The 12,188-nt window shown below is 72.3% G+C and carries 7 protein-coding genes and 1 other RNA gene; 2 read left to right on the top strand and 6 right to left on the bottom strand.

What is annotated here, in order from left to right; genetic code table 11:
- Positions 1-187: 187 nt before the first annotated feature.
- Entirely contained in the window at positions 188-427 is a 240-nt protein-coding gene (locus ACA511_RS08270) for an acyl carrier protein (RefSeq protein WP_375023458.1), read from the top strand.
- A 76-nt stretch (positions 428-503) separates the two neighbouring features.
- Complete coding sequence (locus tag ACA511_RS08265; RefSeq protein ID WP_375023457.1) at positions 504-5,627, top strand: beta-ketoacyl synthase N-terminal-like domain-containing protein; 5,124 nt, start codon at positions 504-506, stop codon at positions 5,625-5,627.
- 28 nt (positions 5,628-5,655) lie between these two features.
- Here the strand turns inward: ACA511_RS08265 and ACA511_RS08260 are convergent, their stop codons facing one another.
- From ACA511_RS08260 to ftsX, 6 genes are all read right to left on the bottom strand, one after another.
- Positions 5,656-6,567 (bottom strand): polysaccharide deacetylase, encoded by a 912-nt coding sequence (locus ACA511_RS08260; protein ID WP_375023456.1) that lies wholly within the window; start codon positions 6,565-6,567, stop codon positions 5,656-5,658.
- 131 nt (positions 6,568-6,698) lie between these two features.
- Positions 6,699-7,071: a transfer-messenger RNA gene (gene ssrA / locus ACA511_RS08255) on the bottom strand.
- Between the two features lie 308 nt (positions 7,072-7,379).
- On the bottom strand, positions 7,380-9,308 hold the full coding sequence (locus tag ACA511_RS08250; RefSeq protein ID WP_375023455.1) for a penicillin-binding transpeptidase domain-containing protein: 1,929 nt from the start codon (positions 9,306-9,308) through the stop codon (positions 7,380-7,382).
- Between the two features lie 9 nt (positions 9,309-9,317).
- Entirely contained in the window at positions 9,318-9,818 is a 501-nt protein-coding gene (smpB, locus tag ACA511_RS08245) for an SsrA-binding protein SmpB (RefSeq protein WP_375023453.1), read from the bottom strand.
- A gap of 25 nt (positions 9,819-9,843) precedes the next feature.
- A complete protein-coding gene (locus tag ACA511_RS08240; RefSeq protein ID WP_375023452.1) occupies positions 9,844-11,070 on the bottom strand; it encodes a S41 family peptidase in 1,227 nt (408 codons plus the stop codon).
- 92 nt (positions 11,071-11,162) lie between these two features.
- On the bottom strand, positions 11,163-12,068 hold the full coding sequence (gene ftsX, locus ACA511_RS08235) for a permease-like cell division protein FtsX (protein WP_375023451.1): 906 nt from the start codon (positions 12,066-12,068) through the stop codon (positions 11,163-11,165).
- Positions 12,069-12,188 lie beyond the last annotated feature (120 nt).

The raw sequence follows: 12,188 nt of genomic DNA, 5'->3' as shown, positions 1-12,188 counted from the left end.
GTCGTCGCGGGTTCGTCCCACCCGGTCTCCGACCGCGCAGGGCTCGGACCGCGGCCCAGGTCAGGGGCCGCCGAGGTACTTCTGAAGTGCACCATGTGACTTAGAGTACATGTGATATTACTCTCAGTGATGAGAGGGCCCGTCACACGAAGATCGGCCCTGGCCGCAGCGAGAAGGGAACCGCGTGATGGCCGAAGTACGGACCGCAGTGGCGGCGCTGATCGCCGAGAGCGCGGGGGTGGCCCCCGGGGAACTCGGCCCGGACACCACCTTCGAAGAACTGGGATTCGACTCACTGGCCATGACCAGGCTGCGCCACAACCTCAAGGAGCGGCTCGGCCTGTGGCTGGACGAGGTCGACCTCAACACGACCACGACCATGGCCGACCTGGCACTGCTCGCGCCTGAGGACGCCCAGCCCGCGTAGCGGGCCTTCCACGCCCGCTTGCCGACGGCCGCCGGCACCGCCCCGGCGCCCTGCCCGCGGGTCGACGATCGTCACGATGACCGACTCTGTGAGGACGACCATGTCAGATGAGCCGATCGCCATCGTCGGGATGGGGTGCCGCTTCGCTCCCGACATCGATACCCCGGAGAAGTTCTGGACGCTCCTGGCCGAGGGCCGCGACGGCATCGGCGAGGCCCCGCCCGAGCGCTGGCTGCCCTACGCCTCCGCCGACCCCGAGACCGCCGCCGCGGTGGCCCGCACGCTGCGCCCCGCGGCCTACCTCACCGACGTCGCCGGTTTCGACGCCGCCTTCTTCGGCATCTCGCCGCGCGAGGCGCTGTCGATCGACCCGCAGCAGCGGATGCTCCTGGAGACCTCCTGGGAGGCCCTGGAACGCGCCGGGATCCCGCCGCGGTCGCTGCGCGGCACCGACACCGGCGTCTTCATGGCCGGCAACTCCCACGACTACGGCGACCGGCTCATGGAGGACCTGCCCCGGCTGGACGCCTGGGCCCTCAACGGGACCTACATGTTCGGCCTGGCCAACCGGCTGTCCCACGTCCTGGACCTGCACGGGCCGAGCACGGCCGTCGACACCGCCTGCGCCGGGTCCCTCACCGCGCTGCACATGGCGTGCCAGCACCTGTGGCGGGAAGAGGTCGACCTGGCCATCACCGGCGGCGCCAACGTGATGGCCGCTCCCGGCATCCAGATCGTCCTGAACGCGGCCGGCGCGACCGCCCCCGACGGCCGCAGCAAGAGCTTCGACGCCGCCGCCGACGGATACGGGCGCGGTGAGGGCGTGGGCGTGGTGGTCCTCAAACGCCTCGCCGACGCGCAGCGCGACGGCGACCCGGTGCTGGCGCTCGTCCGCGGCGGAGGCGTCTTCCACGACGGGACCGGCGAGGACATGATGGCGCCCAACGGCGCCGCCCAGGAGCGCATGCTGCGCCAGGTGTACGCGCGGAGCGGCGTCTCCCCGTCCAGCGTCGGCTACATCGAGACGCACGGCACCGGCACGCCCGCGGGCGACCCGGTCGAGGCGCGCGCGCTGGCCGGGTTCTTCGGGACCGGCCGCCCGGCGGACCGGCCCTGCCTGATCGGCTCGGTCAAGCCGAACATCGGCCACCTGGAGGCCGCCGCCGGGATCGCCGGGGTGATCAAGGCGGTGCTGTGCCTGCGGAACCGGCAGATCGCGGCGAGCCTGCACAGCGAGCCGACCGATGCCCTGGACTGGGACCGGTGCGGCCTGAAGGTGGTGCCCGCGCTGACCCCGTGGCCCGACCAGGACGGGCCCGCGCGGGCCGCGGTGTCGAGTTTCGGCGTCGGCGGCACCATCGCGCACGTGATCGTGGAGCAGGCGCCGCCCTCCACCGGACCGGCCACCGGCGCCCCGTCCGCCGGAGCCTCGTCCACGGGCGCCCCGGCAACGGTGCGCGGCGCGGCCGATCAGGCGGTCACCGGCCCCTGGGTCTTCCCGCTCTCGGCGATGTCGGAGGCCGGCGTACACGCCCAGGCCGCCCGGCTCGCCGACTGGATCGCCGCCCATCCGGACGCCCCGGCGGCCTCCATCGGCCACACCCTCGCCCAGCGCCGGTCCCATCTCGCCTACCGCTCGGCGGTCGTGGCCGCCGGCACCGCGCAGCTCGCGGAGCGGCTGGCCGCCGCGCCGGCGCCGGTCCGGGCGCTCGACCGGGCCGACCCCGTGTGGGTGTTCTCCGGCCACGGCGCCCAATGGGACGGCATGGGCCGCGAACTGCTGGCCGACGAGCCGGTGTTCGCCGCCGCGATCGACGAGCTGGAGCCCGTGTACCAGGAGGAGATGGGGCTCTCGCCGCGCCAGGCCCTCATGGAAGGCGACTGGCGCTCCGCCGCCCGCGTGCAGGCCATCACCTTCGCCATGCAGGTCGCCCTGGCCGACCTGTGGCGGGCGCGGGGCCTGCGTCCCGGCGCCATCGTCGGGCATTCCGTCGGCGAGATCTCGGCCGCGGTGGTGGCCGGCGCGCTGAACCGGACGCAGGCCGCCCGGTTCGCCTGCCGCCGGGCGCAGGTGATCCGGCGCGCCGCCGGAAAGGGCGGCATGGCCATGGTCGCGCTGCCCTTCGAGCAGGCGAGCAAGCGCCTGACCGACCGCGCCGACCTGGTCGCGGCCGTCGACGCCGCCCCCGACTGGTCGGTGGTCTCCGGAAGCGGCGAGGCCCTGCGCGTCTTGGAGGCCGAGTGCGCCGAGGAAGGGATCACCGTCCGGCAGGTGGGCACGGACGTGCCGTTCCACAGCCCGTTCATGGACCCGCTGCTCGACGACGTCGCGGCCGCCGCCCGGGAGCTCGCCTGCGTGTCCCCCGCCGTGCCGCTGTACAGCTCGGTGACCGATGACCCGCGCTCGCCCGCCGCCCGGGACGCCGCCTACTGGCGGGCGATGCTGCAACGGCCCGTCCTCTTCACCGACGCGGTCGCGGCGGCCGCCGCCGACGGGCACCGGCTGTTCGTGGAGGTGTCGAGCCACCCCATCGTGAGCCATTCCATCAGCGAGATCCTCGAAGACCTGGAGGTCGAGGAGGGCGCGGTGGCCCACACCCTCCGCCGCGACCGCCCCGAACTCGAGACGCTGCTGGGCAACCTCGGCGAACTGCACTGCCGCGGCGCCCGGATCGACTGGTCCGCGCTGCACTCCCCCGCTCCGCCGCTGGACCTGCCCACCACGGCCTGGCAGCGGCGGCCCTTCTGGCCGGAGGCGACCGGCCGCGCGGCCCGGGGCGGCGGCCACGATCCAGCCGGCCACACGCTGCTCGGAGCGAAGACCACGGTGAACGGCGCCTCGCCGACCCGCCTGTGGCAGACCCACCTCGACTACGACCGCCGCCCCTACCCGGACAGCCACCCGGTGCACGACGTCGAGATCGTCCCGGCGGCCGTGCTGCTCAACACCTTCTTCACGGCGGGAGGCGCGGCGCTCGCGGACATCGACCTGCGGATCCCGGTCGCCGTCACCGCGCCCCGCGACGTCCAGGTGATCCAGCAGGACGACCACCTGCGGCTGTGCACCCGGCTGACCGAGGACGCGACCGGCGGCGACGAGGGCTGGATCACCCACACGACCGCGACCGTCGTCCCGTCCGAGGCCCCGCCGGCCTGGCCGGACGACCCCGCCGCGCTGCGGGCGAGGTGCGGCGACCAGTGGCCGTGGGAGCGGATCGAGGAGCTGTTCCGCCGCCGCGGAATCGGCGGATACGGCTTCAGCTGGGGCGTCGAGGAGCTGCGCCGGGGGGACGGCGAGCTCATCGCCACCCTCACCGCGCCGGCGGGTCCGAGCTGGGCGCCGCTGCTGGACGGCGCCCTGACCATGACCCCGCTGCTGCTGCCCGACGACGAGTCGCTCCGGATGCCCGCGCACATCACGGCGACCGGTGTCGAGGGCGAGCCGCCCCGCCGCGCCCTCGTCCACGCGCGCCTGGACGGCGACAGGATCGACGTGTCCATCGCCGATGAGAGCACCCGGGTCCTCGCCCGGATCACCGGCCTGCGCTTCGACCTGCTCGACGGCCCGCCCGGCGCGTTCGCCCCGCCGCAGCGGCTCGTCCACGAGCTCACCTGGGTCCCCCTAGAAAATGGAACGTTCCAAGAACTTCGTGAGCCGGTCGTGCTGATCGGCGACCACGCGGGTGACGGGGAGCGGCTGGCCCAGGCGGGCGTGGCCTGCCGGTACGCGGAGACCCCGCAGGAGGCGGCGGCACTGCGGCCGGGCACCGTGCTGCTGCCCGCGTCGCCGCCCGAACCCGGGGAGTCCCCGCCCGCCGCGGCCCGGCGCAACGCCATGGCCCTCGCCCGCGCCGCGCAGGAACTGCACGCGCTGCCCGACCCGGTGACGCTGTGGTCCCTCACCCGCGGCGTGCGCGACGGCCGCGAACTGGCGCACGCCTCCGTCCCCGGGATCGCCCGCATCATCGCCGGCGAGCACCCCGACATCTGGGGCGGCCTGATCGACATCGAGGGCGAGCCCACCGGCGAACGGCTCCTCAAGGTGCTCCGCACCGGCGCGGGCGAGGACGTCATCGCCCTGACGCCGGACGCCGACCTCACCGCCCGCCTGGCCTCGGTCCAGCGGACCCCGGACCGGCCCGCCGCCGTCTGCCGCCCCGACTCCACCTACCTGATCACCGGCGGGCTGGGCGCGCTCGGCCTGGAGGTCGCCCACTGGCTCGCCGGCCGCGGCGCCCGCCGGCTGGTCCTGGTCGGCCGCCGGGGGCTGCCGCCCCGTCCCGAGTGGGACGCCGTCGCCGACGCCGCCGTCCAGCGGCAGATCAACTCGGTGCGCGCGCTGGAGGCGCTCGGCGTGATGGTCCGCGTGGTCGCCTGCGACATCGCCGACGCCGACCAAGCCGCCGCCTCGCTCGACCACACGGCACTGGACATGCCGCCGGTCCGCGGCATCGTCCACGCCGCCGGCGTCGTCCGGGACACCCGGCTCATCGACCTCGGCGAGTCCGCGCTCGCCGAGGTCATGCGGCCCAAGGCGGACGGAGCGATGACCCTGCACCGCCTCTTCCCGCCGGGCAGCCTGGACTTCTTCGCCCTGTTCTCCTCAAGCGGGCAGTACGCCCGCATCACGGGCCAGGCCGCCTACGCCGCCGCCAACTCCTACCTCGACGCCCTGGCGGCCCACCGCCCGGACACGATCAGCCTGGGCTGGATGACGTGGCGGGACATGGGCATGTCGGAGTCCAACAGCGCCGGACTGGCCGAGGCCAACGCGCGCGGCCTCGACGCGCTCTCGGCGACGGAGGCGTTCGAGGCGTGGCGCCTGGCCGAACGCCTCGGCTCGTCCTACCTCGCCATCGCGCGCATCGTGCCCACGCCCGCGCCGCCGGTGGTCCTGAGCCGGTTGACCGTCACCGACGACGTCCCCGAAACGGCCGGCGCGACGGCCCGCTCGGAGGACCTGCCCACCGACGTCTGCGCCCAGATCGCCGCCGAACTGAGCATGGATCCCGCCGAGATCGACCAGCGGCGGCCGCTGGCCGAGATGGGGCTGGACTCGGTCATGACCGTCAGGCTCCGCGCACGGCTGACCCGCTCCTACGGCATCGAACTGCCCCCGACCCTGCTGTGGGAGCAGCCCACCGCCCGCGCACTGATCACCTATCTCCAGCAGCAGCTCGAACCCGAGGAGACCGGCTGACCGCCACCCGTGAACCCGGCGGAGGGGACTACCCGGAGTACGGCCGAGGAACGAGCGGGGACGAGGAGGCCAGCCAGGTCTCGACGGAGTTGGCCCCGCTCCATTCCTCGGCGTAGTCCCGCATCCGCTCGAAGCGCACGCCGGGATGCCCCGCCATGTAGCTGATCAGCGAATCCAGCATCATGATGCGCGAGCCGCGCCCGATCACCTCGGGGTGCATGCAGATGACGACGACACCGCCGGGCTCGTTCAGGTACGCATAGTCGAACTCGGCCTGCCAGACCTCGCGAACGGCCGACGGGGAATTGAGCGTGGTGCTGAACCCGCCGTAGAACTCGAAGTGGACGAAGTCGTCCATGTGCCAGGCGAACGGCATCTCGACCAGGTCGATGGTGGTGCCGAACGTGTACTCGTCGGTGGCGGACCACTTGTCGCCCTGGCGCAGGTAGTAGGGCTGGAAGTCCGATGCGCCGAAGTGAGAGTTGTAGAGGAAGTCGTTCTCGGCGAGGATGTCGATCGAGGTCGAGTTGTAGCTTCCGCGGGGCGCGCGGTAGCCGACCGGGCGCTCTCCCGTGACCTTCTCCAGCGCGTCGATCCCCTTGGCGAAGATCTCTCGCTGCGTGTCGTCGTCGAACTCGGCCGCGGCCTCGTGCGCCCACCCGTGATGGCCGATCTCATGGCCCCTGCGCTGGATGTCGCGCACGTGGTTCGGGTAGGCGAGCGCGGTGTGCCCCGGAACGAAGAACGTGGCCTTGATGCCGTGGCGGTCGAGGAGGTCGAGGACGCGGGGCACGGCCACGGCGGCGTACTCTCCCCGGGAGACATCGGCCGGATTCTGGGAACCCGCGACCCACCCGCTCAGCGCGTCGAAGTCGAAGGACAGGCAGACTGTCAGCCCGGAGGGCGCGTCGGGCACGCCGGCCTTGATGGTCTCAGCCACTTGCGGCCCCTATTCCCCTGCTTCTCCGACGGCGCTGATCGCAACACGGTACTCCGCCGGCACGCCCGCGCCCGGAGTGGGCGCATGCGAAAAGCCGCCGACCAGACGAGTCTGATCGGCGGCTTCACATGCCGTGGAGGTGGCGGGAATCGAACCCGCGTCCTTCGGTGAAGGGCCAGGGCTTCTCCGGGTGCAGCCTGCTCGGCGTTTTCTCAGCCCCGGCGCTCACGCAGGCGTGTCGCCGACGGGCTCAGTCGCTGTTTGTTTTCCCTACCGGCTCCGCGACCGGGTCGGTAGGTGGAGTCTCCTTACGATGCCAGACCCCGGCTCGGAGACGCTACCGGGCTGACAGAGTTCGCTCCTCGCTCAGGCGGCGAGGGCGAACTCAGACTGCTTCTTGTTGGCAGTTATTGGTTTGCTGTCACAGGATTAACGAGGTCACGACAGCAACCCTCGACCCGCTTCCCCTGGCTCGAACGACCGAAGTCGAAGCCGGTCACCCCCATGTTGAGTTGTCAAAACGGCCGTCCGCGGACGTCCGCACCTTGACGTTACTAGGTCAACGCGTGTGCGGGCAATGTGATTCCCGGCCGGACGACCGTGAACCCCGGTGGGCGCTGTGTCGCGCCCACCGGGGTCGACCGGCAGGGTCGGGCCGGTCCGGACGGCAGAGCCTCCCCCGAGACGAGGCTCTGGTCTCATCACGGCGACTGAGTCCGCAACCCCCCGAAGCGGTTTCTCAGTCACCCGTAAGGACGCCCGCGGGCGGGGGCATGGTTGCGTCCCGCCCGTAAAGAGATCCCAAAGCCCGCTCAGGGCCGGCCGGTGAGGAACCTGGCGGCGAGCTTGGGGGTGTTGACGGTGCCTTCGACGGCGATGGCGAAGGCGCGGTCGCCGCTGGAGCCGACGAACCAGGAGACGGTCTTGCCGTCGCCGCGGGTGGCCAGGGCGGCGACGCCGACGACGTCGCCGGAGACGCGGGCGCCGTGGGCGTTGCCGTGGGTGGCGGTACGGGTGAGGACCCGCTTGAGGCTGGCGACGGACTCGGGCTGGAGGCTCTGCGGCGGCGGCGCCTGGACGGTCGTCGCGAGGTCGTCGGCCTTGAAGACGTACGGGGGCCGCCACGTGGCGGTGTACGCGGCGGCGGCGACGAGCGCCATGCCGAGCGGGCTCACCTCGGTCTTGCCCTCGCCGACCATGGCGGCGGCCTTCTCCCCGTCGTTGGCGGGGGTGGGCAGCGAGCCGGTGAACGCGGGGACCGACAGCCCCCAGTCCTTGCCGACGCCGAACTGGGCGGCCTCCCGGACGAGGGCCTGCGCGTCCAGCTTGCCGCCGAGCTGCGCGAGGCTCGTCTTGCAGGACGCGGCGAACGCGTTGGTGAGGGTCGTGTCGCCGCGGGCCTGGTTGGTGAACGTCCTGCCGCCGACGGTGACGCTGCCGGGGCAGGTGGTCTCGGTGGTCGGGGTCAGCTTGGCCTGGGAGAACAGGGCCTCCGCGGAGACGATCCCGAATGTCAGCCCCGGCGGGTAGCGGCCCTCGAACGCGCGGTTCTCGCCGTTCGTCCCGTGGTTGGACACGGCCAGCACCTCGCCGGTGCTCGGCCGCACCGCCACCATGGACGCCGCGTACGGAAGCTCCTGGAGCGCGAAGTCGGCGCGCGCCTGGTAGGCCGGGTCGAGCGTGGTCTGGACCCCGGCCGGCCTCAGGCCGTCCCAGGACCGCAGCTCCTCGGTGTTCTTGCCGGTCTCGTCCTGCGCCACGACCCGGACGGTCGGCGTGCCGGCGAGGCGGCGCTGCTGGAGCAGCTGGATGCCGCTGACGCCGATCGTGTCGCCCGGCTGGTAGGGGGCGCCGACCTGCTGGAGCCGGTCGGCGGTGGCGGGGCCGAGGCTGCCGATCAGCTCGGGCGCGTACGCGGGGGCGATCGGCGCCGTGATCGGGAGGGCCTGGATGCCGGGGATCGTCCCGAGCCGCTGGATGAGCGCGTTGTGCTTGGGGACCTGCAGCGTCAGCAGCGGCAGGAACGCCTGCGGCGGGGCGGAGCGGACGCGGCCGAGGAGGCGCTCCGCGTCGAGCCGGCGGCCCCCGTCCATCTTGGTCTGCTTGGCGAGCTGGTCGAGGGTCTTCGCCGGGTCGGCGAGCTGGCCGGGGTTCACGCCAATGTTGTAGGCGCCGACCTCGCGCAGCACCGAGTGCCCCCGCGTGTCGGTGATCGCGGCGCGCTTCGGCACCTCGGTCACCACGGCGAGCCGCTGCCCCGGCTGGAGCTTGGTGTTGATGACGGACGGGCTCCAGACGATCTTCCACTTGCCGCCGACGCGCCGCAGGTGCATCAGCCCCGGGTACTCCCACGGCTGGCCGTTCTCACCGAGGTCGATCTTGACGGTGAAGCGCGCGTCGGCCTCGTCGCCCTTCTTGACGATCTGGTCGACGCCGCTGCCCTGCACCTCGGTGCCGAGGGACAGCCGCAGCGCGGCGGCGTCGAGCTGCTGCCGGACGCGGCCGAGGGCGTCGGCGACCTGCTCCTTGTCGGCGCCGATCGTCTGCCCGGCCGCCGCCTCGTAGTTGCCGACCTGCCAGGCGATCAGGAAGTCGCGGACGGCGGGCATCGCGGACGGCTCCGCCCGCGCGCCCGGCATCATCGTCGCGATGAGCAGGCCGCACACCGTGAGGGCGCCGCCGCCCAGGGCGATCGGCCGGAGCGGTATCCGGCGCCGTTTCCGGCGGCCTCGGTTCTTCATCGACACCCTTCACCGTCTCCTGAACCGGGCCGCCGCCGCCTTCTGCATCTCGCGGTCGGCTTCCCGCTTCGCGATGGCCTGGCGCTTGTCGTAGGACTTCTTACCACGGGCGAGGCCGATCTCGACCTTGGCCTTCCCGTCCTTGAAGTAGAGGGCGAGCGGGATCAGCGTCCAGCCCGGCTCCGCCGACTTGGCGATGATCTTCTGGATCTCGCGCTTGTGCAGCAGCAGCTTGCGGCGCCGGCGCGGCGCGTGGTTCGTCCAGGTGCCCTGCGTGTACTCGGGGATGTGGACGTGCTCCAGCCACACCTCGCCGTCCATCACGTGGGCGTAGCCGTCGACGAGGGAGGCGCGCCCGGCGCGGAGCGCCTTCACCTCGGTGCCCATCAGCACCATGCCCGCCTCCCACGTGTCGTCGATGTGGTAGTCGTAGCGGGCCCGCTTGTTCTGGGCGATGAGCTGGCGCCCGGTGTCCTTCTTGTCTTTCTTGCGCCCGGTGTCCCGTGCCACGTCATCAGTCCTTGTCCGGCCCTCGTCAGTCTTTGCCCGGCAGCGTCGCGGTCAGGCCCCGCAGTACCGTCCGGGCGCGCCGCTCGGCGGCGGCCGGCGGGCGGTCGGCGGACACCGCCACGTCAGGCTCGACCCCGACCCCGTCGAGGCTACGGCCGCCCGGGGTGCGGTAGCGACCGACCGTCAGTTCGATGACCGACCCGTCGGCGAGTTCGATCGGTTCCTGGACCGAGCCCTTCCCGTACGTACGCGATCCTACGATCACCGCGCGGTCGCGGTCGCGCAGGGAGCCCGCGACGATCTCCGCGGCACTCGCGGTGCCCGCGTCGACGAGGACCACGACCGGGGTCCGGTCGTCGCCGGGCGCGGTCACCGTGCGCCGCTGGACGGGCCTGCCGCGCGGCTCGTAGGTCACGACGGGGCCGCCGGACAGGAACGCCGACGCCGTCTCGACCGCCTCGTCCAGCAGCCCGCCGGGGTTGCCGCGCAGGTCGAGCAGGACGCCGGCGGGACGGCCGGACGGCGACCGCCCGGTCACCGCGGCGCGGACGTCCCGGCCCGTCCCGCGGGTGAACGCGCCGACGCGGATGAGGCGCGCGCGCTCCGGAAGATCGGTCACGGTGACGTTTCCTCCAGGGACCGGGGTGCGGACGAGATGGAACCGCTTGGTTCGACGCTCGCGCTGCACGGTGAGTTCGACGGCTTCGTCCGGACGTCCGCGCAGGGCCCGCGCCACTCGCGAGACGTCCCAGCCGTGGACGGACGCCGTTCCGACGGCGGTGACGACGTCCCCCGCCCGGACGCCCGCGCGCGCGGCCGGGGTGCCGGGCTGGACGCTGGCGACCACGACCGGGCCCTCGCCGCCCTCACCGTCTCCGCCGCCCTCGTCGCCTTCGCCGCCTTCGTCGCCCGAACCGCCGAGCCACAGCCCGACTCCGCTGTAGTGCCCGGTCAGCCGTCCTTCGACGTCGTCGTACTCGCTGGCCGGGTAGTAGTGCGCCCACTTGTCGCCGAGGCCGCGCACCATGCCCTCGATGGCGGCGCGGTCGAGTTCGCCGCGGCCGACCGGCTTCGCGGCGCGGCGGCCGATCTGCGCCGCGGCCTCGTCCAGGACGGACCCGCCGCCCGCGACGGCGGCGTGCCGGTCCGAGCCGGAGCCGCTCACGACCCCGGCGCCGTACGCGCAGACGATCGCCGCCGCGACGGCGGCCCCGCGCAGCGCCCTCCCCCGCCGCCCCCTCAACGGCGGCACGGGCTCAGCAGCGTGATGGGCCTGACCATGCGGCAAGTGTAGGGCGACGGGACGGGCCGGATCCGGCACTTGCCCCGGATCCGGGCACGAGGTCAGATCTTCAGGTATCTGCGCAACGTCAGGAACGAGGCGAGGGCGCAGAGCAGCATGCCGAAGCAGATCGACACGACCATGACGGCTATCACCGTGCTCCAGCCGAGCTGACTGACGAGTTGCACGTCTCCCGCGAGTCTGTCGATCAGCAGTGTCTTGCTGAACACCAGCAGGATGGAGGCGAAGACACCGCCGATCAGGCCGGCGATCGCGCCCTCCAGGATGAACGGCATCTGGATATAGGTGTTGGACGCGCCGACCAGCCGCATGATGCCCGTCTCACGGCGCCGGTTGAACGCCGACAACCGGACGGTGTTGCCGACCAGCATCACCGCCGCGATCACCTGGATCAACGCGATCGACAGCGCGGCCACCTGCAAGCCGTTCAGGATCCGGAAGAATCTCTTCAGGATCTCCTGCTCGTTGATGACCGTGTCGACGCCGGGTTGGCCGAGCATCGCCTGCGCGACCGCCTTGTACTCCTCCGGGTTCCTCAGCTTGACCCGGAACGAGTCGGGGATGTCGCCCTCGCGGGTGCTCTCCACGAAGCCGGGCGAGCCGGCGAAGCGGTCCTTGAACCGGTCGTACGCCTGCTGCTTGTTCTCGTACTCGACGTTGGAGACCTGCGACATCTTCTCCAGGTTCGCCTTGAGCGTCTGGCGTTGCTGGTCGGTGACGTCCTGCTTCTGGCAGCTGGGGTTGGAACTGGTCTTGGCACAGAGGAAGATCGACACTTCGATCTTGTCGTACCAGAAGTTCTTGGACGAGGCGACCTGCTCGCGCAGGAGTAGCCCGGTGCCGAAGAGCGCCATGGCGATGGCGACCGTGATGACGAGGGAGATGGTCATCGTCATGTTCCTGCGGAGACCGATCCAGATCTCCTGGAGAACGAACTGTACGCGCATGCCTCGCTGTCCTTGATCGCCTTGGGTCCGCCCGGAACCCGGGCGGCCTCATGAGGGAACGCGGCCCGAAGCGGGCGGTCCCCGCCTTCAGGCTGTCGTACGCCCCGGCGGGAATCGTTG

Source organism: Actinomadura sp. GTD37, assembly GCF_041951365.1.
GTDB lineage: Bacteria > Actinomycetota > Actinomycetes > Streptosporangiales > Streptosporangiaceae > Spirillospora.
The sequence above is the reverse complement of the archived record's forward strand: the minus strand, read 5'-3'. Positions and strand labels throughout refer to the sequence as shown.

Bases quoted from the DNA above. Each gene is read 5' to 3' on its own strand.
- ACA511_RS08270 (WP_375023458.1), top strand. From the start codon at position 188: ATGGCCGAAGTACGGACCGCAGTGGCGGCGCTGATCGCCGAGAGCGCG.
- ACA511_RS08265 (WP_375023457.1), top strand. From the start codon at position 504: ATGACCGACTCTGTGAGGACGACCATGTCAGATGAGCCGATCGCCATC.
- ACA511_RS08250 (WP_375023455.1), bottom strand. From the start codon at position 9,308: ATGAAGAACCGAGGCCGCCGGAAACGGCGCCGGATACCGCTCCGGCCG.
- ftsX (WP_375023451.1), bottom strand. From the start codon at position 12,068: ATGCGCGTACAGTTCGTTCTCCAGGAGATCTGGATCGGTCTCCGCAGG.